This window comes from Actinoplanes sp. KI2, from assembly GCF_025630775.1.
Lineage (GTDB): Bacteria > Actinomycetota > Actinomycetes > Mycobacteriales > Micromonosporaceae > Actinoplanes.
Map to the genome: position 1 here is coordinate 18,254 of NZ_JAOSZE010000014.1, position 14,652 is coordinate 32,905.

17 protein-coding genes are annotated in these 14,652 nt (G+C 70.6%); 11 read left to right on the forward strand and 6 right to left on the reverse strand.

From position 1 onward, the window contains the following. Positions 1 to 31: 31 nt before the first annotated feature. The 7 genes from ODJ79_RS16165 to pilO all read left to right on the forward strand — a co-directional run bounded on the left by ODJ79_RS16165 (position 32) and on the right by pilO (position 6,102). Complete coding sequence (locus ODJ79_RS16165) at positions 32 to 1,168, forward strand: type IV pilus twitching motility protein PilT (protein ID WP_263024278.1); 1,137 nt, start codon at positions 32 to 34, stop codon at positions 1,166 to 1,168. Positions 1,169 to 1,172: 4 nt separating this feature from the next. Then, a complete protein-coding gene (locus tag ODJ79_RS16170; protein ID WP_263024279.1) occupies positions 1,173 to 2,405 on the forward strand; it encodes a type II secretion system F family protein in 1,233 nt (410 codons plus the stop codon). 92 nt (positions 2,406 to 2,497) lie between these two features. Next, positions 2,498 to 2,971, forward strand: coding sequence for a prepilin-type N-terminal cleavage/methylation domain-containing protein (locus tag ODJ79_RS16175; RefSeq protein ID WP_263024280.1), 474 nt, complete (start codon positions 2,498 to 2,500; stop codon positions 2,969 to 2,971). A 48-nt stretch (positions 2,972 to 3,019) separates the two neighbouring features. Next, a complete protein-coding gene (locus ODJ79_RS16180; protein WP_263024281.1) occupies positions 3,020 to 3,808 on the forward strand; it encodes a prepilin peptidase in 789 nt (262 codons plus the stop codon). A 16-nt stretch (positions 3,809 to 3,824) separates the two neighbouring features. Continuing rightward, a complete protein-coding gene (locus ODJ79_RS16185; protein WP_263024282.1) occupies positions 3,825 to 4,850 on the forward strand; it encodes a pilus assembly protein PilM in 1,026 nt (341 codons plus the stop codon). A 5-nt stretch (positions 4,851 to 4,855) separates the two neighbouring features. After that, a complete protein-coding gene (locus tag ODJ79_RS16190) occupies positions 4,856 to 5,524 on the forward strand; it encodes a PilN domain-containing protein (protein WP_263024283.1) in 669 nt (222 codons plus the stop codon). Next, positions 5,524 to 6,102 (forward strand): type 4a pilus biogenesis protein PilO, encoded by a 579-nt coding sequence (pilO, locus tag ODJ79_RS16195; protein WP_263024284.1) that lies wholly within the window; start codon positions 5,524 to 5,526, stop codon positions 6,100 to 6,102. Before ODJ79_RS16190 ends, pilO begins: the two co-directional genes overlap by 1 nt. Positions 6,103 to 6,106: 4 nt before the next feature. On the opposite strand, the gene ODJ79_RS16200 is transcribed toward pilO, so the two are convergent. Beyond that, complete coding sequence (locus ODJ79_RS16200) at positions 6,107 to 7,363, reverse strand: PQQ-like beta-propeller repeat protein (RefSeq protein WP_263024285.1); 1,257 nt, start codon at positions 7,361 to 7,363, stop codon at positions 6,107 to 6,109. Between the two features lie 62 nt (positions 7,364 to 7,425). Here ODJ79_RS16200 and ODJ79_RS16205 point away from each other — a divergent pair, with 62 nt between their 5' ends. Continuing rightward, on the forward strand, positions 7,426 to 8,079 hold the full coding sequence (locus ODJ79_RS16205) for a GntR family transcriptional regulator (RefSeq protein ID WP_263024286.1): 654 nt from the start codon (positions 7,426 to 7,428) through the stop codon (positions 8,077 to 8,079). Here ODJ79_RS16205 and ODJ79_RS16210 read toward each other — a convergent pair. Then, on the reverse strand, positions 8,076 to 8,903 hold the full coding sequence (locus ODJ79_RS16210) for an LLM class flavin-dependent oxidoreductase (RefSeq protein ID WP_263024287.1): 828 nt from the start codon (positions 8,901 to 8,903) through the stop codon (positions 8,076 to 8,078). The genes ODJ79_RS16205 and ODJ79_RS16210 overlap by 4 nt on opposite strands. Positions 8,904 to 9,048: 145 nt before the next feature. Between ODJ79_RS16210 and ODJ79_RS16215 the strand changes: the two genes are divergently transcribed. Then, complete coding sequence (locus tag ODJ79_RS16215; RefSeq protein ID WP_263024288.1) at positions 9,049 to 9,501, forward strand: PleD family two-component system response regulator; 453 nt, start codon at positions 9,049 to 9,051, stop codon at positions 9,499 to 9,501. Positions 9,502 to 9,514: 13 nt separating this feature from the next. Here ODJ79_RS16215 and ODJ79_RS16220 read toward each other — a convergent pair whose 3' ends face one another. Then, a complete protein-coding gene (locus ODJ79_RS16220; RefSeq protein ID WP_263024289.1) occupies positions 9,515 to 9,775 on the reverse strand; it encodes a hypothetical protein in 261 nt (86 codons plus the stop codon). Between the two features lie 128 nt (positions 9,776 to 9,903). On the opposite strand from ODJ79_RS16220, the gene ODJ79_RS16225 reads away from it, so the two are divergent. Together ODJ79_RS16225 and ODJ79_RS16230 are read left to right on the forward strand one after the other, a co-directional pair. After that, positions 9,904 to 10,299 (forward strand): multiprotein-bridging factor 1 family protein, encoded by a 396-nt coding sequence (locus ODJ79_RS16225; protein ID WP_263024290.1) that lies wholly within the window; start codon positions 9,904 to 9,906, stop codon positions 10,297 to 10,299. A 74-nt stretch (positions 10,300 to 10,373) separates the two neighbouring features. After that, positions 10,374 to 10,928, forward strand: coding sequence for a hypothetical protein (locus ODJ79_RS16230; protein WP_263024291.1), 555 nt, complete (start codon positions 10,374 to 10,376; stop codon positions 10,926 to 10,928). Here the strand turns inward: ODJ79_RS16230 and ODJ79_RS16235 are convergent. The 3 genes from ODJ79_RS16235 to mptB all read right to left on the reverse strand — a co-directional run bounded on the left by ODJ79_RS16235 (position 10,925) and on the right by mptB (position 14,630). Then, on the reverse strand, positions 10,925 to 11,920 hold the full coding sequence (locus ODJ79_RS16235) for an LCP family protein (protein WP_263024292.1): 996 nt from the start codon (positions 11,918 to 11,920) through the stop codon (positions 10,925 to 10,927). The two genes, ODJ79_RS16230 and ODJ79_RS16235, sit on opposite strands and share 4 nt — an antisense overlap. A 71-nt stretch (positions 11,921 to 11,991) precedes the next feature. Next, the gene (locus ODJ79_RS16240; protein WP_263024293.1) at positions 11,992 to 13,188 is read right to left on the reverse strand and encodes a glycosyltransferase 87 family protein; all 1,197 of its coding nucleotides are present in this window, start codon (positions 13,186 to 13,188) and stop codon (positions 11,992 to 11,994) included. Next, positions 13,185 to 14,630: a polyprenol phosphomannose-dependent alpha 1,6 mannosyltransferase MptB gene (gene mptB, locus ODJ79_RS16245; RefSeq protein ID WP_263024294.1), complete on the reverse strand. Its 1,446-nt coding sequence runs from the start codon at positions 14,628 to 14,630 to the stop codon at positions 13,185 to 13,187. The genes ODJ79_RS16240 and mptB overlap by 4 nt, the downstream gene beginning before the upstream one ends. Between the last annotated feature and the right edge of the window lie 22 nt (positions 14,631 to 14,652).

A 14,652-nucleotide genomic window follows, 5' to 3' on the forward strand; every position in this document is an offset into this window, starting at 1 on the left:
AAGATCGCGTCACGAGGCGAAAGGGATTGCGTTGTACACGACCGATCAGACGGTGCCGCATCAAGCCGCGCCGGTCGCTCCGCCGGCCCCGGCGAGCGGTGACCTTGGTGTGCTCAACCAGATGCTCGTGACGCTCGTCGAGTCGCGCGGCTCCGACCTGCACCTGACCGTGGGCACCCCGCCGATGATCCGGGTGAACGGCTCGCTGCGCCCCATACCCGGGTACGGCAGCCTCAACTCGGCCGACACCGCGCTGCTGGCCCGGGCCGCGGTCTCGCCGGCGCAGTGGGAGACCTTCCAGAGCAGCCGGGAGCTGGACTTCGCGCACAGCATCGTGGGCGTCTCCCGCTTCCGCGGCAACCTCTACGTCCAGCGCAACTCGTGCGGCGCGGTCTTCCGGGCGATCCCGCACGAGATCAAGGCGCTCGAGGAGCTGGGCATGCCGGCCTCCGTGGCCCGCTTCGCCAGCCTGCCCCGCGGTCTCGTGCTGGTCACCGGCCCCACCGGTTCCGGCAAGACCACCACGCTCGCCTCGATCCTCGACCTCGCGAACCGCAGCCGCGCCGCGCACATCATCACCATCGAGGACCCCATCGAGTTCCTGCACCCGCACAAGCGCAGCGTGGTCAACCAGCGCGAGGTGGGCGCGGACACCGAGGACTTCGCGGCCGCGCTCAAGCACGCGCTGCGGCAGGACCCGGACATCATCCTGGTCGGTGAGCTTCGTGATCTGGAGACCACGGCGACGGCGCTGACCGCCGCCGAGACCGGTCACCTGGTGCTGGCCACCCTGCACACGCAGAGCGCCACCCAGACGATCGACCGGGTCATCGACATCTTCCCCCCGCACCAGCAGCTGCAGATTCGCGCGCAGCTGGCCGCCTCGCTGCAAGGCGTGATCACGCAGGCGCTCGCGCCGCGCGCGGACGGCAAGGGCCGGGTGGTGGTCTCCGAGATCCTGTCCGCCACGCCGGCCATCCGGAGCCTCATCCGCGAGGGCAAGTCGCACCAGATTCCCTCGTTCATGCAGGCCGGCGGGTCGGACGGGATGCTCGCCTTCGACCAGGACCTGGCCGAGAAGGTCCGCGAGGGCCTGGTCACGCTCCAGGTCGCGCTCGAGCTGTGCCACTCCCAGGAAGAGCTGAAGCGATTGATTGGCCGGATGTGACCCCATGCCCATGACCAAGACGTTCCACTACAACAGCATCGACGCCACCGGTCGCAAGGCGAAGGGCACCATCGAGGCACCCAACGAGGTCGCGGCGACCAACATGCTGCGGCAGCGCGGCGAGGTGCCGCTCGAGGTGACCGCCGGCGGCCAGGGGCTCAACCGGGAACTGAAGATCCCGGGGCTCGGCGGCCGGACGAAGATGAAGGACCTGGCCATCTTCGCCCGGCAGTTCGCCACCATGACGTCCTCCGGCATGACGCTGCTGCGCTCGCTGGCGATCCTCGAGGAACAGACGTCGGTCGCCTCGCTGAAGACGGCGATCGGCGAGACCCGGGCCGAGGTGGCCGTCGGCATCTCGCTCTCGGCCGCGATGGCGAAGCACGACAAGATCTTCCCGCGCCTGATGGTCGCCATGATCCGGGCCGGCGAGACCGGCGGTATGATCGACCGCGCGCTCGAACAGATCGCGGACAGCCTGGAGAAGGACACCGCGCTCCGCGGCAAGATCAAGAGCGCGCTCACCTACCCCGCGATCGTGCTGGCATTCACGTTCGTCCTCATCGCGGCCGTGTTGATCTTCATCGTCCCGATCTTCGAGGGGATGTTCAAGAGCCTCGGCGGCGAGTTGCCGGCCATCACCCAGTTCCTCGTCGACGCCAGCCACAACATGTGGTGGATCGGGCCACTGGTGCTGATCATCGGGATCGGCGGCTCGATCGCGTACAAACGGCAGGCCCGGGTCAGCGCCGAGTTCCGGCTCGCCGTGGACAAGCTCAAGCTGCGCATGCCGGTGTTCGGCGGGCTCTTCCAGAAACTCGCGATGAGCCGGTTCTCGCGCAACCTCGGCCTGCTGCTCAATGTCGGCGTGCCGGTCATGCAGGCGCTCGCCGTGGTCGGCGAGACCACCGGCAACGAGGTCATCAACGTCGCGATGAAGGACGTCCAGGGGGCGGTGCGGGACGGCCAGCCCATGTCGTCCGCGATGCGGCGCCACAAGATCTTCCCCGAGATGGTCACCCAGATGGTCGAGGTGGGGGAGGAAAGCGGTCAGATCAGCCAGATGCTCGACAAGGTCGCCGACTTCTACGACCGCGAGGTCGACTCCGCCGCCGAGTCACTGACCGCCTCCATCGAGCCGATCATGGTGCTCGTGATGGGTGCCGTGGTCGGCGGCATGGTGATCTGTCTCTACCTCCCGATGTTCACCATTTACCAGAACATTCAGAGCAGCTGAGCCTCAAGTCACGCCTTGCGCGACCGATTGCTCAGGTGGACCCAGCAAGACCCCTTCCCCAGCACACTCCCCAAGCCACGGAGGCATCCCCAATGCACGAGACCATCAACCGCCTGCGCGCCAAGAAGGCCGACGAGGGCTTCACCCTCATCGAGCTCCTCGTTGTCGTCGTCATCATCGGCGTCCTGGTCGCCATCGCGGTCCCGGTCTACCTGAACTACCGCAAGGGCGCGGCCGACAAGTCGGCGCAGTCCGACGTCCGCGGCGCGGTCAGCGCGGTCGAGCAGTACTACACCGACAACGGCAACCAGTACCCGGCGGACATCCCCGTCACGGACGGCATCGTCACCAAGGTCACGCTGCCCAAGCAGACCAATGGCAACGACGGCACCGTCACGCTCTCCGACGGCACCAAGTTCGCGCTGAAGAACAACTCCACGACCTATGTCATCTGCGCCACCAACACGGGCGGCTCGAACAAGATCTACGTCTACACCAGCAACGGCGGCGGCTCCGTCAAGGCCTCGACCGCGACGACCATGGCGTCCTGCCTCGCGACTCCCTGAGTCCGTCGTCGGCTGACACCCCACCATCGCGAGCCCGAGGAGAAAGTCGTGCCGGAACTGTTGTTCCTCAGCGCTGCCGGCCTTCTCGGGCTCGCGATCGGTTCGTTCCTGAACGTCGTGATCTGCCGGGTCCCCCGCGACCAGTCGCTGGTGCGACCCGGCTCGCACTGCCCGCACTGCGGCCACGCGGTGCGTAACCGGCACAACATCCCGGTCCTCGGCTGGCTGCTGCTGCGCGGCAAGTGCGCCGACTGCAAGGCCCCGATCAGCCCCCGCTACCCGCTGGTCGAGGCCGGCACCGCGGCCCTGTTCGTCGCGGTGGCCGCGAAGTTCGGCCCATCCTGGGAGCTGCCGGCCTACCTCTACCTGGCCGCGGTGGCGGTCGCCCTGGCCGCCATCGACCTCGACGTCATGCGGCTCCCTGACAAGATCGTCCTCCCCTCGTACGCGATCGCTCCGATCCTGCTGCTGCCCGCGGTGATCGCCGAGCACAACTGGCACGCAGCGGTCCGCGGCCTGGCCGCCGCCGGGCTGCTCTACGCCGGCTACTGGATCCTCGCCGTCCTGCCCAAGGGCATGGGCGGCGGCGACGTGAAGCTTGCCCCGCTGCTCGGCCTCTACCTGGGCTGGCTCGGCTGGAGCTCGGTGGTGGTCGGCGCCTTCGCCGGCTTCCTGCTGGGCGGCGTGGTCGGCGTCGCGCTGATGACCGCGCGGGCGGCCACCCGCAAGAGCCGCATCCCGTTCGGCCCGTTCATGCTCGCCGGCGTCTTCCTCGCGGTCTTCGCGGCGGCGCCGATCGCGAACTGGTACACCGACCTGCTCCTTCCCACCGCGTAACGAAGGGATACATCAGATGGCGGGCGTTGTCCCGATCGGGCTGGACATCGGCTCGTCCTCGATCCGCGCCGTCGAGGTGCGCCGGAGCAAGGACGGCTACACGCTGAACAACTTCGGCCAGATCGCGCTGCCTCCGGGCGTCGTGACCGGCGGGGTGGTGCAGGACCCGGTCCAGGTCACCACCCTGCTCAAGCAGCTCTGGCAGACCAGCAAGTTCGGCACCAAGCGGGTCAGCATCGGGGTCACCCACCCGCAGCTGGTGGTCCGCGAGATGTCGGTGGCCAACCTGCCGGCCAAGGAGCTGAAGCAGGCGCTGCCGTTCCAGGTCAAGGACGCGCTGCCGCTCGCGGTGGAGAAGGCGGTGCTCGACTTCTACCCGCTCGAGGAGCCGGGCAGCAACCCGACCGTCCGCGGCCTGCTGATCGCCATGCCCAAGGAGGCCGTGCTCACCGCGGTCGAGGCCGCCGAGAAGGCCGGCCTGCACGTCGGGTCGGTCGACCTCGCCTCGTTCGCCCTGCTGCGCGCCGCTTCCCGGCTGGACGCCCAGGTCGAGGCAATCGTCGACATCGGTTCCGAAGTCACCAGCGTGGTCGTGCACGCCGACGGCGAGCCGCTGATCGTACGGACCGTGCCGCGCGGGGGCGCCGAGATCACCGCGGCCATCGCCGGCCGGCTGGGCGTGTCGCCGGAGCAGGCCGAGGGCATCAAGTGCCACTACGGCCTGCACGGCGACGGCAACGCGGAAACCGCCGAGGCGGCCGGCGAGGCGGTCCGCCCGCTCGCCAGCGAGCTGCGCAGCTCGTTCACCTACCTGGCCTCCGGCGAGCGGCAGAAGCAGGTCACCCGGCTCGCCCTCTGCGGCGGCAGCGCGCTGATGCCCGGCCTGGCCGAGCACCTTCAGCAGCAGCTGGGCATCACCGTGCGGTACGCGGACAGCGCCAGCCGGCTGCGCGACACCCGCAAGGGCCGCGAGCGTGGGTTCGACGGCTTCGTGCCCGCGGCCGCGGTGTCGATCGGCCTCACCCTGGGAGCGGCAGCCTGATGACCATGAGCACCGCGGCCCTGCTGCCGCTCGACCCGGCCCTCTCCCCCGAGCAGATCAACCGGATCCTGCCGATCCGCACCAACCTGCTGCCCGCGGAGGTCACGGCCGGCCGCAACGCCCGCCGCACCCGCGTCGTGCTCGCCGGCGTGCTGGTCCTGGTCGCCCTGCTGACCGGCGGCTGGTACGTCCAGGCCGACAAGCAGCGCGACCAGGTCGACGTGGAACTCGCCGAGGTCACCGATCAGGTCGACAGGGTCCGGGCCCAGACCGAGAAACCCGAGTTCAACAAGGTCACCAGCACCATCACGCAGCGAGACGCGATCACCACCGACCTCAAGAGCGCCTTGAAGAAGGACCTGCCCTGGCCGACCCTGCTGGACTCGCTGCGTACCAGGGCCGCCGACAAGGGCGTCACCCTCGACTCACTCAACGGCGCACTCGACGACGACTCCACCCTCGGGGTGACCAAGACCTCCGACACGGTCGGCACGCTGATGTTGGCGGGCACGGCGAAGGACAAGCCGACCATCGCCGGCTTCGTCGATGCGGTCGCCAAGGTGAACGGGGTGACCGATGTCTATCTCACCGCCGCGAACGAGCAGGAGAAGAACTGGGCCTTCACCCTGAGCGCGAGCATCAAGAGCAGCCTTCTGACGAACGGGGGTAAGTGATGGGTATCCGTCGCGCCGATCGCCTCTGGATGCTGGGCGGCCTGTTCGGCATCATCGTGATCGTCCTTGCAGCGTACCTTTTGGCTATCAAGCCGATATATACAGATAAGGCAGATAAGCAGCAGCAGATCGGCGACCAGGAAATCGCTCTGGTCCGCCTCCGGACCACGCTGAACCAGCTCAAGACCAAGGCCAAGAACCAGGCGTCGCTCACCGCGCAACTGAACGTCAAGACGGCGGCACTGCCGGATTCCTACGACATGCCGAACTACCTGCGCGCGCTGCAGACCTCGGGCACCGCGGTCAACGTCGCGGTGAGCGGCATCGGCGTCGGTGCGGCCGCCACGGTCACCGGCGTGGCCGATGTCGTCTCGGTACCGATCACCCTCACCGCCGCCGGCGCGCCGGCCAACCTCAGCGAGTTCATCAATCGGCTGCAGAAGGTGCAAGCCCGCGCCGTGCTGGTCCAGTCGATCAACATCACCACCGACGCCGAAACCCCGACCAAAGCGTCGGCCTCCGTCACGCTCGCCGCGTTCTGCCGCAAGGGCCCGAAATGCAAGCCCGCTGCCGGCTGACCGGTCAGTGCACCTGCCAGACCGCCATGTCGCCGCGGACGGTCGGGCAGAGCAGGTAGTCGCCGCCGGTCTGGCAGCGGAACGCGGCGACGTCGGCCACCGACCCGGCGACGCGCAGGTCGCCGGTCGACCCGTCGGGCACCGACACCCAGGTGCGGAACCCGTCGGTGCGCAGGATCAGCCGGCCCAGCTGGCGGCTGTGCCCGAGCGGGCGCAGCTCCCGGCCGGTGCCGGCGTCGATCAGTGCGGCCTGGGCGTCCTCCTGGTTGTCGTACGCGAACAGCCGCTTCCCGTCGAACCGGTAGGCGATCCCCCAGGACGGCTGTTGCCAGCGCACCCGGCCGCTGGCCGGGTCGACGCCGCTCACCCACCGGGTGTCGGCCACGCACAGCACCGGCCCGCAGTCCGACACCGAGCCGATCGGCCCGCCCACGGACTGCCACAACGGGGCCAGCGGGCGCATCGAGTACGCGGTCAGCGACGCCGTCCCGCGTATCCGCCGGGACACGTAGAGCCGGTCGCCGACGACGCTGACCGAGGCTGAGTTCGACGGCAACGACCGGTCGGCCGGGGGCGCCGAGCCCAGCTCGAGGCGGCCGCGGGCGATCTCGTGGCCGTCCGCGTACGAGAAGAGCACCACGTCGCCGATCGGGCCGACCGCCACGATCCACGGCGAGCCGCCGCCCTGGAACAGCGCGTCCGGCCCGAGGAAGCCGGCCGGGTCGACGTCCCGCGTCCACCGCGTGCGCCCGGTGCGCGCGTCAAGCATCCGGAGCGACCCCTCGCCGTTCATCCCCTCCTGGGTGAGCACGCCGCCCCGGGACAGCGTGATCATCACGGTGTCCACCGAGTTCATCGCCCACAGCAACCGGCCGGTGGCCGCATCCAACGCGGTCAGCAGCTGCTCGCCGCCGCCGGAGAGGACGAGCAGGATGCCGCCGGCCGGGTCGATCCACAGGTTCTGAACCTGGTCGTCGAACCGCCGGGACCACTCCCGGGCGCCGGCGGGCAGGGCGTACCGGCGTACCTCGGCGGGGGTGGCGAGGAAGAGCGACCCGGCAGCCAGCTCGGCCGCCGTGAGCGGCTCGTCCACCGCCAGCACACGCGTCAGCCCGGGCCGGGACGGCACCGAGCCGGCCAGCGCGAGCAGCACCGTGATCAGCATGGTCAGCAGCAGCGCCGGGCGCGACCGCACGACCGCCTCGTCCGCCGGCGCCGGCGGTGGGCGGTCGAGGTCGATCAGCGGGATCTCGGCGACCATGGGTTCAGCATGCACGGCCGGGCCTCCGGTCGGCATCCGGTCACCCTGAGTACTCTGCCGGTATGTCTTATGCGGTTCCACCGACCCGCACGGCGGCCGTCGTCCGGCAGCTGCGCAACGAGATCGTCACCGGTGAGCTGCGGCCCGGCACCCTGATCAAGGACGCCGAGCTGGCCTCCCGCCTCGGCGTCAGCATCACGCCGGTGCGCGAGGCGATCGCGCAGCTCTCCGTCGAGGGTCTGATCGACATCGCGCCGAACCGCGCCCGCCACGTCACCCTCGTCACGCAGAAGAACGCGCTCGAGCTGATCGACGTGATGAGCGTGCTGGCCTGCGCCGGTTTCGAGTGGGGCGTGGACAACCTCACCGAGACCCACGTCGGGCTGATGCGCCGGCGGCAGAAGGAGTTCGTCGACGCGCTGCGGGCCGGGAACGTGCTGGCGGCCGGTGCGGCCGGCGCCGATTTCAGCACCATCGTGATCCTGGCCAGCGGCAACCGCGAGCTGCAGTCCATGGTGGATCTCGTGGTCGCGCGCACCATGCGGATCCTGGCGTTGACCGCGGAGAGCAACCTCTGGAGCACCTGGATCGAGGGGCACGAGGAGATTCTCGCCCTGCTCGAGGCCGGCGACCGGAAGGGCGCGCTGGCCCGGTACCGGCAGATCTTCGTCGAGCATCGCAACCAGGTCGAGCGGGAGCTCTTCGAGGATCTTTAGCCGCCCAGGATCGTCTCCACCGCCTCGACCGCCGGAAGGCGGACGGCGTACCGGGCGATGCCCCAGCGGCGCTCGATCTCGGCCAGCTTCGCCTCGATCTCGGCGAGGGTACCGGCGAAGGCGTAGGGCGCGGCGGCCAGGTCGGCCTCGTCCTCCTCGAACTCCTCGGCCCATGTCGCGTACGTGGCCCCGGCGTCGTCGGTCACCTCGAAGCGCTGCACCAGCGCCTCGGTCGGCGTGTCCGCGCAGAGCTCGACCTGCGCGTCGATCTGGTCGCGGCGCCAGCGGGTCTGGTGCATGTGCCCGTCCTCGAGGGTGCGGCCCAGGCCGGTGAGCCCGATCAGGTCGGCGTTGCCGGCGGCCCAGCGCAGCAGCCGGGTGTTGCCGCCGCCGATCAGCAGCGGAACGCGCTCCTGCACCCTTGTCTCCTCGGCCAGCCGGGCCCGGGTGCGCTCGGCCACCTCGATGCAGTGGTCGACGCGACCGCGCACGTCCGGCCGGGTGCGGCCGACCGCCGCCCACTCGGCCGGGGTGTGCCCGGCGCCGACGCCCAGCACGGCCCGGCCGCCCGAGACGACGTCGAGGGTGGCCACGTCGGAGGCGAGCAGGATCGGCTCGCGGACGCCCGCGTTCGACACGTACGAGCCGAGGCTGATCCGGCTGGTGACCGCGGCGGCCGCGGCCAGCGCCACGAACGGGGACACGCCCGTGCCGGGGTGGTCGGGCACGTAGAGCGACGCGAAGCCGGCCCGCTCGGCGTGGCGGGCGAGGTCGAGCCATGCCGCGGCAGTGGTCGGCTTGGCTTGGAGCGAGAAGGTCACCATCGCCCGATCGTCGCCGCTGGGGCCCGCGGGGCCCAGACCGTTCTGCCATCAGCAGAGGCCGCTACCGGATGGCAACCAAGATCCTTTCAAGGGCTCCCCGCACCGGCCGATCTCCGGAACAGCCGCGCCCGCGAAAGGAACCCGCATGACCCTGGCCCTCACCGAGCCACGCGCCGACGACTTCATCAAGGCCCTCACCTCGGCCCCGATCGCCGCTCCGGCCACCCCCACCATCCTGATCGCCGACGAGGACGACGACATCCGCGATGTCCTCGCGTTCCGGCTGCAGGTCTCCGGCTTCCGCACGCTCAGCGCCGACAACGGCCGGACCGCGCTGAACCTCGCGGTCGAGCAGCGGCCTCGCATGATCATCCTGGACATGACCCTGCCCCAGATCGACGGCGTGACCGTCTGCCACGAGCTGCACGCCCGCCGGGAGACCGCGCGGATCCCGGTGCTGATGATCGACGGGAACGGCCGGCCCGGCGACGTGGACCGCGGCTTCGCCATCGGCGCCGACGACTACCTGCCCAAGCCGTTCAGCCAGCAGGAGATGTTGCGCCGGGTGAACTGCCTGCTGATGTCGCCCGGGCACTGATTAGCCCGTCCGCTTACGGCCTCAGCAGGGACGTGCGCCGAGCCGCGTTGGCGGCCGGCCGGGCGAAGTGGGCGACCCCGCTGTTGTCGTGGCGACGGCGCTGGGACTGCGGTGACGTGGCCGCACCGGGTGCTCTCGCCGCCACGGGAGCACCCGGTGCTGCTGGGTTGGGCTCGGCGGGAGGCGCCGGTTGCCGCCGGCGCCGGGCCACGCGGAGCAGCAGCAGAAGGAGCAGCGCCGCGCACGTGACGACGGATCCGACGATCAGCATCACGGTGCCACCACCTCTCGCGGAGCGAGCCCGTTGGTTACAGAGACAACGACGCTAGCAGCCCTTGACCTCGGAGCCAATCCTTCGCGCGGGCCACGGACTCCGGCTCAGGCCCGGCCTATGCTGTGCCGATGGCAGCCACCGGCTTCGGGGCCTATCTGAAGGAAGCGATCCTGGCTGCCCACTTTCCGACCCCCACCCACTTCGCCCGAGCGGTGGGCACCGATCCCTCGGTGGTGCTGCGCTGGCTGAGCGAGGAGCAGCGGCCCACGATCAAGTCGATCGAGCGGATCGCGCCGGTCCTCGGCAAGAGCATCAACGAGCTGGTTCTCGCGGCGTACCCCGATCGGGTGAACGGCCCGGCGCCGATCGCCGTGCCCGCCGCCCACCCGCTGGTGCACGATCTCGCCCGGGTGCTCGCCGACGATTCGCCCATCCCCCGCGCCGATCGCGAGGCCTTGGAGACGGTGCTCGATCGGATGCTGGAGCCATACCGGCGACTGTTACGACGTCGTAAATCCGGGTGACAGATTCTCGTCCGAAGGGGAGCTTCCCGTCGGCCGATCTCGCGCTTCCGCTCGTGGCGAACTAGCCTCGGAGCGTGACCGCGCAGGCCCGGGACGACCACCACTCGCCACTGGAGATTTTGCACCTCCAGATCAGCAAGCTGCTCGTGGTGGCCCTCATCGTCGCCACCGCCGCGACCGGCGCGCTGATCGTCACGGTGCTGACCCAGATGCCGTCCGGCACGATTCCGCCGCCGGGGCCCAACGGGCTGCCCCCGCCGCCGCCCAACCTGCGGCCGCTGGCCGTCGTCTCGATCGTGACCGGCTGCTTCGTGCTGGCGTGGCTGGCCGTGCTCGTCGTGTTCGCCCGCGACCAGGTCCTGCGTCAGCTGCGGCAGCACAGTTCGCCGACGCCGCCCGGCGTGTCCGGCGACGAGCTGAACGCGCTGCTCGGCGACCTCCGGGCGGAGATTGCCAGTGATCGCGAGCGAGACCTGACCGCGCTCGCCGAGAGCATGGCCGAACTGACCAATGAGTACGGCGAGAGACGCGAGACCGACGGCTACCTCAGCGGCATGCGTGCCGCGACCACCGGCGAGCCCCGGCCCGAGGCCAACGTGCGCTCGCTGCGCCGATCCCCGAAACGCTAGGCGCCGGCGTTCGCCCGGTAACCGGGGTGGCCGCGGAAGTACGCGGCCATCGTGTCGGTGCGCAGCGCCTCGAACAGCTCCCGGCACCCGGCCGGGTCCAGGCGGTTCGCGGTGCCGGCCGCGCTGCGCACGAATCCGGTCGACGGGATCGTGGCGAAGTCCAGGTCCTGCGTACGCAGGCCGGACAGCTCCCGGGCGGTAGCGCTCAGGTCCAGCCCCGCGTCCACGACCACGGCCTTCGCCACCTCGGTGAGCAGCGAGCTCAGCCGCAGCGGGTGGGCCACGACGCCCGTCGACAGCACCTTGTCGCCGAGCGCGTGCAGGTACTGCTGCTGGCGTTTGACCCGGTCGAAGTCGCCCTGCGCGAGCCCGTACCGCTGGCGTACGTAGATCTCGGCGAGCTTGCCGTCGAGGTGGTTCACGCCGGCGTGGAAGCGGTAACCGGTGCGGCCGTCGGTGACCGCCTTGCGGACGGTGACGTCCACGCCGCCGACGATGTCGGTGATCCGCCGGACGGCCGCGAAGTCGACCCGCACCACGTGGTCGATGCTCACCCCGGTCAGGTGGCTGACCACCTGCACCACCAGGGGAGCTCCGCCCCAGGCGTACGCAGCATTGATCTTGGTCTTGCCGCCGGGCCACTTGCCGGGCACCGGGGGAATGTAGACGTAGGAATCCCGCGGGATCGAGACGATGCTGGCGTGATCGCGGGTGGCGTCGACGTGCGCCAGCATGATTGTGTCGCTGCGGGACTGGCTCTGTGTCCAGTTCGCCCGGGTGTCGACGCCGAGGATCAGGAAGTTCCGGCCGCCGGTCGCGGGTGCCGCACCACCGTTGACGATCACGTACTCCGGCGCCGCGGTGATCCTCGGCAGCGCGGACGCCCGGCCGAGGATGTCGTCGCGGCCGACCTCACCCTCGACGTGCCGGGCGTACAGGACTGCGGTCCCGAAACCCGCCCCGGCCAGCCCGATCAGGACGGCAAGAGCCACCAGGACCACTTTCGCCCACCGAGTCACCACGCCGCCTTCGTCCCCGGGCTCCGCCACCCGAGGCGAGGCTCTCACGACCTATCGGCCTCCGCAGGAATCCCGTGAGCGAAGATCGGCGCCGTCCGCCCGGCCTCCTGGGTGAGCGCCGCAAGAACGACGAGACTGAGCCAGACGTACGCGTTGCTGCCGGGGAACGCACCCCAGCCGAGCGGATGCGCCCACCAGATCCAGACCAGGCTGCTGCTCATGATCACGAAGCCGGTCGCGAGCACGGCCAGCTGTCGCCGTCGCGGCTCGGCCGCCGGGATGCGCACCGCGCGATCGAGCAGCAGGAACACGCCGGGGATCAGCCACACCAGGTGATGCACCCAGGTGATCGGACTGATCAGGCAGGCGATCACGCCGGTCACCGCGAAGCCGAGCACGGGCTCCGGTTTGCGGCTGCGGACCCACCAGCACCAGTACGCGACGACCAGGGCCACCGCGGTCAGCCACAGCGTGGGCGGCCCGTCCAGCCGGGCCACCACGCCGCGCAGCGACTGGTTGGAGACGTAGTACAGCTTGCCGATCCGGCCGGTGTCCCAGACCGCGTCGGTCCAGAACTCCGCCGACGCGGACGGCGCGATCAGCAGCGCGAGCACGGTCGCGCCGGCGGCCGCGGCCACCGCCGTCGCGGCCTGGCGGTACTGCCGGGACAGGACCAGGTAGCCGATGAACACCACCGGCGTCAGCTTGATCGCCGCGGCCAGGCCGATCCCGACGCCGGCCAGCTTCCGGTTCCGCAGGTCGCTGCAGACCAGCACCAGCAGCAACAGGTTGACCTGACCGTAACTGAAGGTGTCCCGGGACGGCTCGAACACCAGGAAGCCCAGGAACATCAGCGCGCACGGCGTCCACACCGGCCATTCGCGACGACGCAGGACCGGCATGAAGTACCAGCGGATCAGCACCACCACCGCGGCCCCGTTGAGGAGCACGGCGACCGCGACCGCCACCGGCCAGGAGGTGATCGCCAGCGGGCTCATCACCAGCGCCGCGAACGGCGGATACGTGAAGCCGTACTCGGTGTCCTGGTAGCGGTAGTCGTAGAGCTCGTTCCCGTCGATCAGCCAGGACCGCACCGCGCCCCGGTAGACGCCCAGGTCGAAGAAGTGCCGGAAGGTCGGGATGGTGGCCAGGAAGACGGCGACCGCGACGGCCGTCACGGTGACCAGCGTGACCTGCGCCCATGGGCGGCGGAATACCTGCTGCTCGGGGTGCCGCCTCATCGGCGCGCCCACACCGGCCGCAGCGTGGCCGGCAGCGCCAGGATCAGCCGGACCACCAGGAACGCGGCGATCCCGAGCAACGCGCCGAGGACGGCCAGCAACACTCGCTCGCCGTCGGCGGCGAACCCGTCCGGCAGCACCACCAGCACCAGCGCCGCGCAGAAGCCGGCCAGCACGCTGCGCACCCGGTGCTGGGCCGCCACGGCGGCGAGCGGGGCCAGGCCCCAGACCACGTACCAGGGACGGATGGCCGGGCCGAAGATCACCACGGCGACCAGCACGATGCCCAGGCCGTAGACCGGGCCGAGCCGGGCGCGGTAGGTCCACACCACCCCTGCCACGATCACCACGGCGAGCATCCCGAACCAGCGCGAGTCGGCGACGACGGACCGGCCGAGCACGTCGGACAACCAGCGGCCGAGCAGCCCGGTCAGCGACCAGTTCTGCGCCGAGATCGGGGTGCCGAGGGCGCCGACCCAGCCGTACCCGGTTCCCGCGACCGCGGTGATCGCCACGGTGGCCGCGGCAGCGGTCGCGCCCACCCCGCCGGCCGCCCGCAACCAGGGCCGGCGGCCCGGCAGCTGGGTGGCCCAGATCGCCGCCACCGCGATCAGCCCCAACCCCGCCGGCACCTTCACCAGCGCGGCCGCCACCACCAGCAGGGTCGCCACCACCGGGCGGTGCCGCACCGCAGCGGCCAGGCCGGCGGCGAGCAGGCCGACCATCAGGGCGTCGTTGTGCGCGCCGCCGACCAGGTGGATCAGCACCAGCGGATTGAGCACGGCCAGCCAGGTCGCCGCCGCCGGGTTCACCCCGGCCGACCGGGCCAGCACCCGGACCGCGCCGGCGAGCAGCACCAGGCCGGCCAGCGCGACCAGCCGCATCGCCACGACGCCCAGCATCAGGTGGGCGCTGAGCAGGGCGGCGACCGTCTTGGCGACGATCAGGAAGACCGGACCGTACGGGCTGGGGGTGTGCTGCCAGATCGCCGGCACTTGATCGGCGATCACCCCGCCGAGCAGCGCCGGGCCGTGCCGGTACACGTCCATCCCGGCGTGGATCATCAGGCCCTGGGCCAGATAGCTGTATACGTCCCGGCTGAACATCGGCGGGGCGAGCAGCAGCGGGGCCACCCACAAGGCCAGGGTTTGCCAGGTGCCGTCGGTCTTCTCCGCGGCGCCGCTCCTGTCCGCGGCGCCGCTCCTGTCCGCGGCGCCGCTCTTGTTAGCGGCGCCGCGGCGCACCAGCCGGCCGTACCACCACCAGGCCAGCAGCAGCAGGGCGAGTCCGCTGTAGACGCCGACCAGGCCCAGCCGGGCATGACGACCACCGGCGAAGAACGGGACACCGGTCGGTAACGCGCCGGCCCCCAACCCGCCCACCGCGATCAGGGCGGAGCCGGCGAAGCCGACGGCGCGCGACCACGCATGATCCTTGAGCACGGCTGCACCTTCTCAATAGACG